13 protein-coding genes are annotated in these 15,559 nt (G+C 52.6%); 4 read left to right on the forward strand and 9 right to left on the reverse strand.

Translation table 11 applies throughout. From position 1 onward, the window contains the following. Nucleotides 1–250 precede the first annotated feature (250 nt). On the reverse strand, nt 251–1,099 hold the full coding sequence (locus tag DW089_RS07485) for an aldo/keto reductase (protein WP_105327056.1): 849 nt from the start codon (nt 1,097–1,099) through the stop codon (nt 251–253). Between the two features lie 14 nt (nt 1,100–1,113). Further along, nucleotides 1,114–1,965 carry an aldo/keto reductase gene (locus tag DW089_RS07490; RefSeq protein ID WP_105327055.1) on the reverse strand — a complete coding sequence of 284 codons (852 nt, stop codon included), beginning with the start codon at nt 1,963–1,965 and terminating at the stop codon, nt 1,114–1,116. A 207-nt stretch (nt 1,966–2,172) separates the two neighbouring features. Here DW089_RS07490 and DW089_RS07495 point away from each other — a divergent pair, with 207 nt between their 5' ends. From DW089_RS07495 to DW089_RS07505, 3 genes are all read left to right on the forward strand, one after another. Next, nucleotides 2,173–3,033, forward strand: coding sequence for a LysR family transcriptional regulator (locus tag DW089_RS07495; RefSeq protein ID WP_105327054.1), 861 nt, complete (start codon nt 2,173–2,175; stop codon nt 3,031–3,033). A 261-nt stretch (nt 3,034–3,294) separates the two neighbouring features. Continuing rightward, nucleotides 3,295–5,202, forward strand: a complete 1,908-nt coding sequence (locus DW089_RS11640; RefSeq protein ID WP_105327053.1) for an acyl-CoA dehydrogenase family protein — start codon at nt 3,295–3,297, stop codon at nt 5,200–5,202. An 82-nt stretch (nt 5,203–5,284) separates the two neighbouring features. Continuing rightward, complete coding sequence (locus DW089_RS07505; protein WP_105327052.1) at nt 5,285–6,499, forward strand: FprA family A-type flavoprotein; 1,215 nt, start codon at nt 5,285–5,287, stop codon at nt 6,497–6,499. A gap of 152 nt (nt 6,500–6,651) precedes the next feature. Here the strand turns inward: DW089_RS07505 and DW089_RS07510 are convergent, their stop codons facing one another. The 5 genes from DW089_RS07510 to alr form a co-directional block, all read right to left on the reverse strand. Then, the gene (locus DW089_RS07510; RefSeq protein WP_105327051.1) at nt 6,652–8,076 is read right to left on the reverse strand and encodes an MmgE/PrpD family protein; all 1,425 of its coding nucleotides are present in this window, start codon (nt 8,074–8,076) and stop codon (nt 6,652–6,654) included. A 2-nt stretch (nt 8,077–8,078) separates the two neighbouring features. Further along, entirely contained in the window at nt 8,079–8,447 is a 369-nt protein-coding gene (locus DW089_RS07515) for a RidA family protein (protein WP_105327050.1), read from the reverse strand. A 100-nt stretch (nt 8,448–8,547) separates the two neighbouring features. Next, nucleotides 8,548–9,789, reverse strand: a complete 1,242-nt coding sequence (locus DW089_RS07520; protein ID WP_118287027.1) for a dicarboxylate/amino acid:cation symporter — start codon at nt 9,787–9,789, stop codon at nt 8,548–8,550. An 11-nt stretch (nt 9,790–9,800) separates the two neighbouring features. Then, complete coding sequence (locus DW089_RS07525) at nt 9,801–10,940, reverse strand: 2-methylaconitate cis-trans isomerase PrpF family protein (protein ID WP_105327048.1); 1,140 nt, start codon at nt 10,938–10,940, stop codon at nt 9,801–9,803. Then, nucleotides 10,937–12,133: an alanine racemase gene (alr, locus tag DW089_RS07530; protein WP_105327047.1), complete on the reverse strand. Its 1,197-nt coding sequence runs from the start codon at nt 12,131–12,133 to the stop codon at nt 10,937–10,939. The genes DW089_RS07525 and alr overlap by 4 nt, the downstream gene beginning before the upstream one ends. A gap of 151 nt (nt 12,134–12,284) precedes the next feature. Here alr and DW089_RS07535 point away from each other — a divergent pair, with 151 nt between their 5' ends. Further along, nucleotides 12,285–13,238 carry a LysR family transcriptional regulator gene (locus tag DW089_RS07535; RefSeq protein ID WP_105327046.1) on the forward strand — a complete coding sequence of 318 codons (954 nt, stop codon included), beginning with the start codon at nt 12,285–12,287 and terminating at the stop codon, nt 13,236–13,238. 512 nt (nt 13,239–13,750) lie between these two features. On the opposite strand, the gene DW089_RS07540 is transcribed toward DW089_RS07535, so the two are convergent. Both DW089_RS07540 and DW089_RS07545 read right to left on the reverse strand, forming a co-directional pair. Beyond that, nucleotides 13,751–14,380, reverse strand: coding sequence for a DUF1847 domain-containing protein (locus tag DW089_RS07540; protein ID WP_105327045.1), 630 nt, complete (start codon nt 14,378–14,380; stop codon nt 13,751–13,753). A gap of 9 nt (nt 14,381–14,389) precedes the next feature. Beyond that, a complete protein-coding gene (locus DW089_RS07545) occupies nt 14,390–15,547 on the reverse strand; it encodes an aminotransferase class V-fold PLP-dependent enzyme (protein ID WP_118287028.1) in 1,158 nt (385 codons plus the stop codon). Between the last annotated feature and the right edge of the window lie 12 nt (nt 15,548–15,559).

Here is a 15,559-nt window from a genome sequence, read left to right on the forward strand (position 1 = left end):
GGCGTAGAGGTTTATATTATTAGGAACTGTCTACTTGACGGGGAGCACACCACAATGGGGAAGGCATTCATAACAATTGCTGGTCATCTTCTTATCTGCACTATACATTAGATTTTACTTGACCAGTAGGGGGCTGCGGACGCTTCCAGCAAAGCGTTGCGATCACGTCCAAATATCTTCACAAGTTACCAAGAAAGGGTACCTGCGGCTCTCGTGCCGCAGGTACCCTTTCTTTTTGCTGCCCTTTCCATCAGTCGTGGATGGTGACCTTCCCAATGTACAGAGCATTCTTGGGATCCATTTCGTCGTAGATGGTGCTCTTGCCGGTATCCAGGGCTTTAATCTGGGCCATGTCTTCATCGCTCAGGGCAAAGTCGAAGACCTGGAGGTTCTCCTGCATCCGTTCCAGATGCACGGATTTGGGAATCACCACAATATCCCGCTGGAGCAGCCAGCGCAGCATGACCTGGCCGGTGGTCTTGCCGTATTTGGCCCCGATGGCTTTCAATACGGGATTGGCAAAGACCTGGTTGTTGCCTTCGGCAAAGGGTGCCCAGGCTTCATGCTGGATGCCATTGGCCGCCATAAAGTCATGCTCGGCCCATTTCTGGTCCCACACGTTGGTTTCAATCTGGTTCACCTGGGGCTTTACGGCATTGCAGTTGAACAGGTCAGCCAGCCGTTCGTTCCAGAAACTGGTCACGCCGATGGCCCGGATGCGGCCTTCCTGGTACAGCCGTTCCATGGCTCTCCAGGCCCCATAGTAGTCCCCATAGGGCTTATGGATCAGGTACAGGTCCAAATAGTCCAGGCCCAGTTTCTTCAGGGAGGTGTCAAAGGCTTTCAGGGTGTTGTCGTACCCATGGTCCTGTACCCACAGTTTGGTGGTGATGAACAGGTCTTCCCGCTTTTTGCCGCTGTGCTTTAAGGCGGCGCCCACCTGCTCCTCGTTGCTATAGGCGGCTGCGGTATCGATCAATTGGTACCCGGCGCCCAGGGCTTCTTCCACAGCCTTTTGGGTAATTTCCGGCGGGGTCTGGTACACGCCATACCCCAGTTTCGGCATTTTGACTCCATTATTTAACGTAACAAATTCCATGTTTCTCGCTCCTTTCAGCGTTCAAACGGCAGGTGCATCTGCGCATATTTTTCTTCCGTGGCATTGTCCGGCTCGTAATAGCTCTTTTTCCCGTTCAGGGCAGCCATAGCTTCCAGTTCCTCCGGGGTCAGGGCAAAATCGAAAAGGGCGAAATTGTCCCGGATGTGGTCGGGATTCTTGGACCCGGGAATGGTGATGAAGCCCTTTTGGACCGCCCAGCGGAGAATGACCTGGGCAGCGCTTTTGTGCACCCGGTCGGCAATGGCCGTGATGACCGGTTCCTGCAAAAGCTCCGGGTCCCCGTGGCCCAGGGGATACCAGCCCATGAGTTTGGTACCCAGGGGCGCCAATACGTCCAGCACGTCCTGGCGGATTCTATAGGGATGGGTCTCTAACTGCACCACCTGGGGCTTCACCGCAGCCGCCTCCAACAGGCGCGTCAGCTTCTCCCCGTGGAAATTGGAAATGCCCAGGCTCCGGGCCTTCCCTTCCTGGTACGCCCGCTCCAGCTGCCGGTAGCCGGCAAGAAAATCCCCGGCGGGCTGATGGATGAACAGCAGGTCCACATAGGTGGTGCCCAGCCGTTTCAGGGTATCCTCTACCGCAGTGGGGCTATTGTACACAGTGGGCCACAATTTGGTGGAAAGAAACACGTCCTCCCGGCGGCAGATACCTTCCGCATAGGCTCTTTGGAGCCCCTCCCCCACTGCTTTTTCGTTCAAATAGGCGTTGGCCGTATCAATCAGCCGGTACCCGTTCTTTAAGGCGGTGTACACGGCCTGGGCGGTAACTTCCGGGGCCACCATAAAGGTCCCCAGGCCCAAAAGGGGCACCTTGACCCCATTGGACAATTCCGTATATTCCATAGCAATTTCTCCTTTCCCGGTTCTTCTGAAAATTCCTCTAAAATCCATCAGAAAAACAAATACATGTTATATTTTAGTAAACAACTGTAACATTCTTCTCACTTTTCTTATTTTAAAAGAAAAACTAAAAAAAATAAAATGTCAAAAAAAGGATTCCACTATATCATCGCTGAATAGTATCACTATCAAGGGGGAAAGGAGGACTATATGCTTGAGAGTTTTCTATTGGAACAATTCCTAGCCTTTGCCGATTGCGGAACCTTATCAGCTGCGGCAGAGAAGCTGCATACGTCCCAGCCGGCACTGTCCCGCTCCATGAAGAAGCTGGAACAGGAACTGGGTGTAGCCTTGTTTATCCGCCGCAAGAACCAGCTGCAGCTTAACGAAACCGGCCAATATGCCTTACTGTACGCCCGTGAGCTTCTTCGTGCCAACGAGGAATTTACCCATCGGGTGCAGCTGTATGACCGAAGCCTGCGGACTATAAATATTGGTTATGGCGCTCCGGTGCCACAAATGGTGCTGACGCCCTTGATCAACAGCCTGTTCGGAGGTATGCGCCTGTCAGCGGATATGAAGGATGACCGGGATTTTCTTAAACGGTTGTCGGACCATACGTACCAATTGGTAGTAACCCACAAGGCTTCGCCGGACAGCGGTGCTTTCCTTGCCAAGAAGTGCGGTCACGAAGATTTGTTCCTGTCGCTTCCGCCGGGGCATCCCCTGGCCTTTTCGCCGGAAATCCATTTGAAGGATCTGGATGGCCTGAACATCCTGCTCCTGTACCAAATTGGTTTCTGGGCTGCCATGACCAAGGATAAGACGCCCCACACCCATTACCTGCTGCAGGTCCAGCGGGAAGCCTTTCAGGAGCTGGCCCGTAATTCCGGCTACCCCAGCTTCAGTTCCAGCTACTATTTGAACCGAGGCGAAAAGCTCCCCGGGCAGATCAATATCCCCATCGCCGATCCAGAGTGCCATGTGGATTATTACCTGGTCTGCCTGAAAAAAGACCAGCACCGTTTTGAGCCACTGTTTGCGGAGGTTAACGAAAAAACCGTGTGGTAGCAGGCTGCTGCAGAGGTTCACTCCATTGTTTCCTGCGTTTTAGGAGTCCCTTGGGGGATACTTTACCAACAGCAAAATTGCCGCCTGATTTGTGGACAATTTTCTGATTATAGCCGTTGACAAATGTATTCAGCAAGTGTACTATTAAAGCGTAGAATAATTATTAATAAGTTTTAATTTTCGATTACTAGGTTGAGTTCATACCAAACCGCAAGGTTGGCAGGGACGGAGGATGTTTCCACTACAGAGGAGGTTACAGAGATGTTATTCACCACAACGAACGACCATGAAGAATTTCGTGCCCAAGTACGTGGTTTTGCTGAGGCAAAGATTAAACCCATTGCCTTCATGCTGGACAAGGAAAACAAATTCCCTGACGAAGAAGTTGCCGAAATGGGCAAACTGGGCTGGCTGGGTATTCCTTATCCGAAAGAATACGGCGGCATGGGCCTGGATTACATTGACTACGCCATTGCTGTTGAAGAATTGGCCAGAGTCGACGGCGGTGCCGGCGTAATCCTGTCCGCTCACGTTTCCCTGGGTTCCTACCCCATCTTCGCCTATGGCACGGAAGAACAAAAGAAAAAATATTTGACCCCGCTGGCATCCGGCAAGAAACTGGCTGCTTTCGGCCTGACCGAACCCAATGCCGGGTCCGATGCTGGTGAAACCGAAACCACTGCCGTATTCGATGGCCAGAACTGGATTTTGAACGGCAACAAGATTTTCATCACCAACGCCGGCAAAGCAGATACCTATGTAGTATTTGCCGTAACGGAACCTGGCAAAGGCACCAAGGGCATCAGCGCCTTCATCGTAGAAAAAGGCATGCCCGGTTTCACCTTCGGCGATCACTATGACAAACTGGGGATTCGTTCCTCCGCTACGGCAGAACTGATCTTCAACAATGTGAAACTGCCGAAAGAAAACCTGCTGGGCCGTCAGGGCAAAGGCTTCAACATTGCCATGGCTACCCTGGACGGCGGCCGTATCGGCATTGCTGCCCAGGCTTTGGGTATTGCCCAGGGCGCTTACGAAGCTGCTTTGAACTACTCCAAAGAAAGAATCCAATTCGGCGCTCCTATTTGCCAACAGGAAGGCGTATCCTTCAAGCTGGCTGACATGGCCACCAAGATCCGGGCTGCCCGTTTCCTGGTTTACAGCGCTGCTGAACTGAAGACCAACCACGAATCCTACGGCATGGAAGCTGCCATGGCCAAGATGTACGCTTCTGATGTGGCTGAACAAGTGACCACGGAAGCCCTGCAAATCTTCGGCGGCACTGGCTACCTGAAGGGCATGGACGTGGAACGCTTCTACAGAGATTCCAAGATTACCCAAATTTACGAAGGCACCAACGAAATTCAAAGAGTGGTTATTGCCTCCTACATTACGGACCGTATGTCCAACACCAAACACGCCGGCACCACCAAGGCCAACAACACCATTACCGGTGCCCGCAAGAAACAAATCTTCAAGGATGGTACTCCTGAAGAACAGGTCAATGCTTTGGTAGAAGCCCTGAAGGGCGACGGCTACGACTTCACCGTGGGCATTCCCATGGACACCCCCATTGTGGATGCAGAACGGGTAGTCAGCGCTGGTAAAGGCATTGGCTCCAAAGAAAACATGAAACTGATTTATGACCTGGCCAAAGCTGCCGGTGCTGCCGTAGGGTCCTCCCGGCCTGTAGCAGAAACCCTGCAATATGTTCCTATTGAACGGTATGTGGGCATGTCCGGCCAGAAGTTCAACGGCAACCTGTACATTGCCTGCGGTATTTCCGGTGCCGTACAGCATCTGAAAGGCATCAAGAATGCCACCACCATCGTAGCCATCAACACCAACGCCGGTGCTCCTATCTTCAAGAACTGCGACTATGGTATTGTAGGCGACGTGAATGTGATCCTGCCGCTGCTGGCCAAGGCTCTGGACAATGGTCAACCCAAGAAACCCGCTCCTCCTATGGTTAAGATGAAGAGACCTCTGATTATCAAAGAAGTTCCGGAAGGGCATTATGTCTGCAACGGCTGCGGCTACGAATATGATCCGGATCTGGGCGATCCTGATGCCGATATCAAACCGGGCACCAAGTTTGCAGATCTGCCGGAAGATTGGGTATGCCCGCTGTGCAACTCCGAAAAAGACAAGTTCGTGCCGGTAAAATAAGGCGTGTCAGCCCTTAACGATCAACTAGACGTGTCTGAGGAGGAGGGGCCTCTCCTCCCCACACCTGTGAAGGAGAATCAATATGGAATGTGTTAGAAAATTAACGAATGACTTATATTGGGTAGGTGCAGATGATCGCCGGCTGGAATTGTTTGAAAACATCCATCCCATTCCCCGGGGCGTCTCCTACAACTCTTATCTGCTGCTGGACGAAAAAACCGTCCTGTTCGATACGGCTGACTGGTCCGTATGCCGTCAGTTCCTGGACAACATTGAAGGCGTGCTAAAGGGCCGTCCTTTGGACTTCATGGTTGTCAACCACGTGGAACCCGACCATGCCGCTTCCCTCCAGGAAGTGCTGCTGCGTCACCCGGAAACCGTAGTCGTCAGCACCGAGCAAGCCTTTACCCTGCTGCACCAATTTGGCTACAAGGTTGAAAAACAAGATATCGTCAAGGAAGGCGATACCCGTACCTTCGGCAAACATACCATTGCCTTCGTAGAAGCTCCTATGGTCCACTGGCCGGAAGTTATGGTATCCTTCGATACCAAAGACGGCGTCCTGTTCTCCGCCGATGCCTTCGGTTCCTTCGGGGCCCTGGGCGGCCGGATTTTCAACGACGAAGTGAACTTCGACCGTGACTGGCTGGACGATGCCCGCCGCTACTACACCAACATTGTTGGCAAGTACGGCCCTCATGTACTGGACCTCTTGGGCAAAGCCAAGGCCCTGAAGCTGGACATCAAGATGATTGCCCCGCTGCATGGTCCGGTGTGGAGAAGCAACCTGGGCTACATCCTGGACAAATACGTACATTGGGCTTCCTATGAACCCGAAGAAAAAGGCGTTCTGCTGGTCTATGCTTCCATGTACGGCAACACTGAAAGCACCGCTTCCATTTTGGCCGCCAAACTGGCTGAAAAGGGCATGACAAACATTGCCATGTACGATGTGTCCAAGACCAATGTTTCCTACCTGATTTCCGACGCCTTCAAATACAGCCACATTGTACTGGCTTCCGTAACCTACAACCTGGGTATTTATCCCAAGATGCTGAACTTTCTGGAAGACATGAAGGCCCTGAACGTACAAAAACGGATCGTGGGCATCATCGAAAACGGTTCCTGGGCTTGTACTGTAGGCGGCTTGATGCAGGACTTCCTGGAAAACCAGATGAAAGCCATGACCGTGCTGCAAGATGGCGTAACCATCAACTCCAGCATGACCGCTGGCCAAAACCGTTCCATGGACGACCTGGTAAGTGCCCTGGTAAACTCCATCAACGGCAAAGAATAAATTCATTCACCCTCCCGTCAGACGGGGCCTCCTCCCCCGCTGACAGCCAAAGGACGCAGGCATTAAGCCTGCGTCCTTATATTTTTAAAGACCGTGTCCCTGCTTTGGCGAGGGCACGGTCTTTTGCGTCTATATTTTGTTTGGCTGTATATCTACAACAAAGGCAGCCGCTCCAGCTTGGGCAGGGCAAGAAGTTTCTCCGCCAACACCTGCGCCTGCGCCCCATACCGGACTGCCAACAGGCCGGAAGCTTTGGCCAGGGCGTCTTCTTGGGAAAGCGGATGCTGGAAGGAGCCTGCCGGGTCCTGGACCAACTGGCGAAAGGTCCTACCAGCTTCCAGGGTTACCTGCACCCAAGCGCTCCAATGGGCAGGATAAGCCGCTGTCAGCTCCGGATCCTCTTTTACCTGGATTTTGGTCATAAGCTGCTGCACCAAAGGCATTCTGATTTCTCTTTGCGTAAACAGGCTTTGGTCCACCCTTCCATACAATAAGGCACAGGCCACCGTATACGGCAGGGAAAACCGGGCTTCCAGCGGAGTTTGCGGCCGAAGGCAGCCCTCGCTGTAAGCGCATTGAGCATACCCGATTTGGTAAATCCCTACTTGCAGATCCCGGAGCTTTTGGCTCAGCACCTTGGGAGACACCGTTTCCGGCAGGTTTAGGGCCTGTAGGATTTCCCGGCGCAGGAGCTTAGCCGCATCAATACTGCTGTGGGCCGACCGGCAGCAGGGATAGGGTTTCATATCCATGTGCAGAATTTCCCAGGTTTCCCCCAGGTTTGCCGCCACCTGTTCCAAGCAACCTCCATCGCTCATGGCCTTGAGCAGCCCTCCATCCTGGGCCTCCAAGATATGGACAGGACCTGTCATCCCAGCCCGGGCAAAAAGGGCGCTGCGCAGGCCAGCTGCGGCCGCCTGTCCCGGGTTCAGCACTTTGGAATTGGTTCCATCACCCAAAAAAGCCCATACTCCGGTAGCCTGGGAACCAGCAAGTCCCAGAGCATTTGCGGTCTGCTCCGGGTTCAACTGAAGCAGGTGGGCACAAGCCGCGGCTGCGCCAAATACCCCGCAGGTCGAAGTGGCGTGCCAGCCCCTTTTCCGGTGTTCCGTGACGCCAAAGGCCCGGCCAATCCGAAAAGCAGTCTCATAACCTGCCACCACCGCAGTCAAAAGCTCCTTTCCCGAGCTTTGCAGCCGTTCGCCCAAGCTCCAGGCAGCCGGAATCAAACAGGCGGAACCATGGCATTTGGACGCCGGGTGTACGTCGTCCAGTTCAAGGGTGTGGGCCAGCATGGCATTCAGCAATGACGCAGACTCTACTGACCAGGTACGTCCTTCCGGTTCACCCCATAGATGCACCCCCTGGGCAGGGGGGCCCCCAGAAAGCATTTCCACAGCCTCTTTCAGGTGTTCCACCAAAGGGTCCCCGCTGGCCCCCACACTGACGCTGACCAGGTCCAAAACCCGGTACACCACGGCCTGCTGCACGTTTTGAGGCAGCTGCTCCCAGGTCAGCGCTGCGGTAAAGGCAGCCAACTGCGCCAGGGGCGCTTGCCTTTTCTCGTTTTCAGTCATCCTCAGACCTCTGCAATGGCTTCCACTTCAATCTGGGCCATATGATGGGTACGCCGCACTTCGTAGATGGCCCGGGCGGGCTTGTGTTCACCAAAAAATTCGGCATAGGCTGCATTGGCTTCGTCCCATTTGCTCATGTCGGTAATGAAAACCCGGCACATGACAATGTGGCTGCGGTCGGCTCCTGCTTCCTGCAAAATATGTTCGATACGCTCCAGGCTCATTTTCATTTCCGGACCCATGCCGCCTTCCGGCACCTGATGGGTAAAGGGGTCCACCGAGCTTTGGCCGGAAACATAGATCATGCCGTTGGAAATGATGGCGGCGGAATAATGGCCGCTGGAAGGATGCGGGGCTTTTACAATTTTCATGATTTCTCCTCCTTGGGATACTGCCCGGAAAAGGCTTAGCCCGTCATTCCGTCAGCTAAGCCTTTTTCAGGGTTGTTGGTTTATTGTTAAGGGTTGTTAGTTAAGCTTCTTCTCTAGCCATTTTGGCTGCCATGGCCTTTTCGTGTCTCTTTTCCACCCGGTCAATAAGTACCGTAGCAGAAACGTCGCCCAGGCAGTTCATGGAGGTGGTTCCCATATCAAAGAACCGGTAGAAACCGCCTACCATGACAACCAGATCCAGGGGCATACCAATGGCCGTGGCTACAATCATCAGGTTCATCAGGCCGCCGCCAGGAACACCGGAACCAGCACTGGTAACCAAAGCGGTCACAAATACCAGGTTCACAATCTGGCTGGTGGACAGGGGAATCCCCATGGCATTGGCACTAAACAGCAGCACTACGCCGCACAGGATACCTACCCCATCCTTGTTCACCGTTGCCCCCAAAGGAATCCCCAGGGAAGCCACCGGCTCTGCTACATTGAAATTCTTTGTGCACACGTCCAGGCTGACGGGAATTACCGCATTGCTGGAGCAGGTGCTGGCAGCGGTAGCAAAGGTAGGAAAGGCTTTGCGCAAAAAAGTAATGGGAGAAATACCCGTAAAGGCAAACAGCAGCAGGCAGTAGATCAAAATCAGATGGATAAAGCAGGCCGCATAGAAGGCTCCCAAAATCTGGGAAATGGTGACCAAAAGACCGGAACCATATTTGCCCAGGGCAGCAGCCATCAGGCAGAACACCCCAATGGGAGCCAGTTTCAAGGCGATGGTAATCAGGGACGTCATCAAATCCGCCATGGAGCAGAACCAGCTGCGGATGGGGTCCCGTTTTTCCGGCGGCAGCAGCACAATGGCCACCCCAATGAAGCAGGAAATAATCAGGACCTGCATCATATCCCCGCTAGTGAAGGACTTGAAAATATTGGTGGAGAACATATCCGTAAAGAATTTGTCCAACCCGGGCAGTTCGTTGATTTTCACCGAAGCAGCCATGGCTTCATAATGAACGCCGTTGCCCAGATTCAGGAATTTGGTTACGCCGATACCAATTACGGAAGCGCAAACCGTTGTAAATAAGTAAAATACCAGAAACCGCAGTCCCAAGCGCCCCAGCATTTCCGGGCTGTCCATGCTGCTGATGCCCTTAACCAGCATACAGACCACAATGGGAACCAGGAACATTTTCATCAGATTTAGCCAAATATCCCCGACAAAACCGATGGCAGCTGCGGGCTTGCCTACAATAATCCCCACAACGGAGCCCAGCAGCATTGCGATGACAATTTTGGTAATGTCATTCATTTTCTTTTTCTTTTCCATGATGCTCTCCTCTACTCTTCCCGAATATAGATATTGCCGTCCATAATCCGGCGGGCTGTGCGAATTACCCCGACCCGCTGGATTGTCTTGCCATCACTTTGGGCGCTGACTTCCATCACCCCAGAAGCGTGACCCAGCCGGATTTTTTCCGGTTTGGGCACGGCTACCAGTTCGCTGGCCAGGGTCCCGGGCAGCATCAGCGCCGTTGCCGTGGCCACTGTGACGGTAATGGGATAGGCCTTATGAATCTTGCCCAGGGAAATGGCCCGCACGCACAGGTCCATCTCGTCTTTGGCCACCGCTTTGCCGTCCAAGGAAATATAAGCCTGCGCCTCGCTTAAAATGCCGATATCCGGTGCCGCCGGGGTTTCCTTACGAGCGTCCTCCCAACGGCTGACCAGACCTAAGCGGACTGCCGCTTCTCCCCGGATGCGCTCCAATTGGTTCATAACGCCTGTATTGCTGTTGAGTTCCTGCTGTTCACTGCCGGTAAGTCCCAAATCCCTGGCCCGAACAAAAACCACCAAAGTGCCGCTATCCACGATGCTGACCGGAACTTGGCCGCAGCCGGGCACTGCAATTACATCTTTGGTCTGACCGGTGGGAAACAGTTTTCCCGTACAGGCCCCTGCTGGGTCCAGGAAAATTTCGTCCACCCGGGAGCCCGTTCCCGGCACGCCCTGAATTTCCGTGTCTCCATACATACAGGCATGGCCATTCTTGACCCGCACCCGTTCTTCCAGATACTTTTGGGTATTGGTATTGTAGATGCGGACGATGGTAATGGGTTCCACGGCAGGCACCAGGCCCTCGTCTACTGCATAGGGCCCCACCGCTGAGCCAATGTTGCCGCAGCTTACATTGTGGGCCACCTTGGGCTGGTCGATATCCACCTGGAAAAAGGTAAAATCCACGTCAGCCGCGGGCCGCTTGGAAGGGCTGATTACGGCAATTTTGGAAGTGGAAGATACCGTACCGCCCATGCCGTCGATCTGTTTCACATCTGGCGTGCCCATAACTTTCAGGAAGATTTCATCCCAGGTGCTTTCGTCCTGGGGCAGGTCCTCCCTGCGGAAAAATACCGCCTTGGACGTGCCACCCCGCATATAAACGCAGGGAATTTTGCGCTGTTCTTGGTTTAACGCTGTCATTTAGGGTCTCCTTGTACGTAAATGAGCTTATTTTCCCGGCCTACCGCCCACAGCTTCCCATGCCGGTAGTACTGCCGGTCAATATGGCGGGAAATGGTGACCCAGACCTTAGGAATATTGAGGTTCCAGTCTTTCATGTGCTGTTCCAGGGTAATTTCTTCTTCTCCCTGCCGGCCCAGGATAACAATTTCGTCCCCCGGTTTGGCCTCAGGAAAGTCTGTCAAATCCAAAATGGTATGTTCCAGGGACAGGCTGCTGGCCACCGGGCATTTTCTCCCATTTAACAGCACATAGCCCTGGGAAAGAGGCGCCTGGAAGCCATCTCCAATGCCCCCTGCCATAATCCCAATGCGCTTGGGAGCTGTCAACTGCACGGCACTGAAATTGGGTCCGAACTTGCCGCCCCACACCTCGTTTACATGAATCAGCCGGCTTTTCCAAGCCTTCAAGGGAGCGGTAAACTCCGGATGTCCCGGCCGTTTTTCCAAAGGCGAATAGCCCCACATGGCCCGCCCAGGACAAACCCCTGTAAACCGCAGTTCTGGCAGGGCAATGCCTGCCGGGGTATTGGCCAGCTGCCGGAAGGGAATGGCCTCAGCAGCCTTACCGATGGCATCCATAGCCTTTTGGAAGCGATCCCGCTGCCACAGGGCATACTGGTTATCTGCGTCAGGCCAGCCTACCTTGGCCATATGACTGTAGACCCCTTCTACGTGCAGCTGGGGCAGCTGCTGGATGCTGCGAAACAGTTCTGGGAATTTTTCCGCATTGACGCCCAGCCGGCCCCGGCCGGTATCCATGCCGATGAAGATATCCTGCTTCTTTTGGCCTGCGGCCTGGGCTACGGCCTTGGCTCCTTCCAAGGACAGTACTGTAGGAATCAGCCGATGCTCCACATATAAAGGGGCGGTTTCCTCCAGCAGGTTGCTGGCGAAAATCAAAATGGGCATTTTCACCCCCTGCTCCCGGAGCAAAATACCTTCTTCCACCGTACCCACGCCCAGATAATCAGCCCCGGCTTCTTCCAGCACCTTGGCACAGGCAATGATGCCGTGCCCATAGGCGTTTACCTTAATGGCCGGCATGATTTTGATATCCGGTCCCACCATGGCCTTATAATTTTTGAAATTTTGTTCCAAAGCATCTAAGTCGATTTCCAGCCAATTAACCCGTCTAGGTTCCCATTCTTCCATATCCGCTGCCTCCTTCAAGCTTTGTTTTCTGTTAATTCAATTTAATATCTTTTTGGTAATATAATCCAATACATATGTAATGCATAACCGATAACATTTATGTTATAATGTACGCAAATCAAGGGTTTTCGCCACTTAGGAGGCAGAAAAAATGTTTCGTCACAAAGATTATGTGGAGTGTATCTACAAAGAACGCAGCTTTGGCAAGGCCGCAGAAAAGCTCCATGTTTCTCAGCCTGCACTCAGTGCCATGATCAAGCGGTTGGAAAAGGAATTGGGGGCGCCCCTTTTTAACCGAAAAACCACACTCCTTACCTTGACTCCGTTTGGAGCAGAATATCTGAAAAGCGCCCGGGTAGTCACGGACCTGGAAAACCGTCTGCGCAATTTGGCCTATGGGCTCAACACCCTCCAGTACGGGGAACTGACCATCTGTGCATTCAGCCTCAGCATCCAGTACCGGGTTTCCCTATTGATAGCGGCGTTTAAGGCAAAATTTCCCCGGATTCAAGTCCGCCTTCTAAACAGCAATACCTTATATGGGAAGCAAATGGTAGATGCCTACGAAAGCGACCTGATGGTTTCCACCAAGCCCATGGATGCCCAAGCTTACGTGGGGGTGCCAGCCTATGAAGAGCACCTGATTCTGGCCGTACCGGCCCAGGACCCCATTAATGCCAAATACCAGGAATACCAGCTGACCCCCGATTCCCTGCGCCAGATTGCTTTACCCGCAGTGAAAGCCCTTTCCCTGGAAAAATTCTCCCAGGTACCGTTTATCCTGGCCAACAAGAACAACTACATCCGCACCTGTGCTAACCAGCTGTTTCAGGAAGTCCGGGTGAACCCAATCATTACCATGGAAACGGAATCCTCCTCCATCTGCCTGAATTTTGCCCAATTGGGGGTGGGAGCAACCATCTGCAGCGACCTGCTGCTGGAGCATCAGAATTTTCAAAAAGAGCTGTGCCTGTACAAATTAAAAAGTACCCTCTCCAGCCGCAAGGGCATGGTCTACTACCGAAGCGGTGCCTACGTAACCCCTGCCATGGAGCAATTCCTGACCCTGGCCCAAGAACAATACCAACGGGATAAAGGCTTGTAAGAACAAAAAGAGGGTGTGAAATAATATCCCCGAAAGGAAAAAATGGCTTGTGAGCTCAAAAAAGTTCGCAAGCCGTTTTTTGTTCTTTATAACTGTATCTAATAAACTTCCTCAGTCAGTCCTACGGACTGACAGCCCCTCCACGCTTGGATGGGCCAGTCTTAGTCCTATACCAGTCATATGCAAAATGGGTTTTGAGATGAAATCATAGTATGCAAATACTATTACTAACTTTCTCTGTCACTTGACAAGTAGCGCCCTAGAATGCTTCCTGAGTGGTTCGCCGTGCTCCGTTCTCCCTCACCCTCCGGGTTCGGCTCACGGACGGCTATCACATAGGTCGCATATTCCAAATGTCCTCGGGAAACTGATTGACATTTGGATGCGACCGTAAAGCGTGTAGGAAGTGGCGCCGCAGGCGACGATAGAAGTTTCATTATTTCACAGCCCCTTTTTTGTTTATAAAGTTTAGCTGTCTATTGCTTGCCCCACACTCAGCATCAGCAAAATTTTCAGGATTTCTTCCTGTGCGCAGCCTTTTCCTTTTGGGCCCACTGCTGCAAAAACAGCTCAGGGGCGTTATGAAAAGCATGGTCTTTGGCAATCAGGGTTACTACCGGACTGTGGGAATAATGGCTGAACAGGGCATCATGTCCTACGCAGAGCCCCACTATGAGATTCAGCTCTGTGCCAACCCCATTCAGGTATTCTGCCTGGGCTATGGGATTGCACATGGGTTTTTCCCGGGTATCTTCCACTCCTATGCACTTTCGGTCATAATGTCCCACCTTGCAGATTACACTTTCTACCGTAAAGCCTTGTTCCCGCAGATACCGGGCCAAAATACCGGCAGTATCTGCCAGCGAAATGCAAAAGGCAATTCCCAGTTTGGTAAAACCGCAATTCCGGGCAAAGCGTACCGTTTGCTGCACCCGGCTCTCCGTATGGTCCATACTGGAAATGGCTGCTGCCTGGGCCAGTTTTAAAGTTTCCGGATCCTTATATTCTTCTAAATACCCTTCCAGCTCCGGCCGCAGGCTGGGGCAGGAAGAAGGATAGTCCCCTTCCTGGCCTAATTTTTTCGCACAATTTCTGACTCCGCAATAGGCACAAAAGAATTCCTCTGCCATATTTTTGTTCATTTTGGCTCCTTAGGATAACTTGGCAATTTCATGCAGTGCCTGGGAAACCCGATCCATCTGCTCCTGGGTATTATAGAAATGCAGTCCCATGCGAATGTAGCCCTGACGTACGGTAGCACGCACTTTATGGTCCAGCAGCACTTGTTCAACGGCCTTAGGATCTGCGCCTTCAGGATACCAGATGAACAGCAGCCCAGACCGATTCTTCTCTGGAATATCCAGAACCTTCAGCGGCAAATCTGCAAGCTTTCCCCGCAGATAATTTTCCATCGCATGAATATGGGCTTCTACATTTTCGATTCCCAGCTCATTGATCAGGCTGACCCCATTGGCCAGACTTTCAATAATACCAAAGGAATACATACCGCCTTCCAGCCGGCTGGCATCGGGCTGCCACTGGATTTGGTCATAATGCCGCAGGGGGAACGGACGGCCGCCGTTGGTCAAGCTCTGCAGCGATCCCGTATACGGCTTCAGGATTTGGCTTAATTCCTTGGCGCAGTAGACATAGCCCCCTCCTTTGGTGCCTAAGCAACCTTTATGGGCGCCGCCGGCCACGTAGCTGATATGCCACTGCCGAGGCCGCATGGTAAGCCGGCCCATGGACTGGATCGCGTCTATGGCCAGAATAATTCCCCGCTTGTGGCATTCCTCTCCCAAAGTTTTCAGGTCAATGGCATACCCGCTGCAAAAATAGGTAGAAGCAGTGGAAACAATTTTGGTATGTTCATCCATCATAGCCACAATATTGGCAATGGGAACTACCCCATTTTCACTTTTGGCAAAACGGATTTCTACACCCTTTTGTTCAATACCCAACCAAGGGATAGCATTGGAAGCGTGTTCTTCTTCCGTAATGACCACATTATCTTCTTTGGCAAAGGGGAAGGAATTGGCCAGTTTGGTCATTCCATCGCCGGTCCCATGGGTAAAAGCAATCTCAGAAGGCTCCACCTGCATCAGCTGAGCCATTTCTTTCCGGGCCCGTACCAAAATATCGGGGAAATAGGTCCCTGCATTGGTTCCGTAAGGAATCACGTAGCCTTCAATGAATTTTTTCCAGGCTTCCCGTACCCGCATCGGCGGCATGGACGTCAGGGAAATATCCAAATAGGCTACATCTCCCAAAAAGCCGTATTCTTTAGCAATCAGCGCTTGATTCAGCATGGCAATTCCCTC

It is taken from the genome of Acidaminococcus sp. AM05-11 (genome assembly GCF_003472805.1).
Taxonomy (GTDB): domain Bacteria; phylum Bacillota; class Negativicutes; order Acidaminococcales; family Acidaminococcaceae; genus Acidaminococcus; species Acidaminococcus hominis.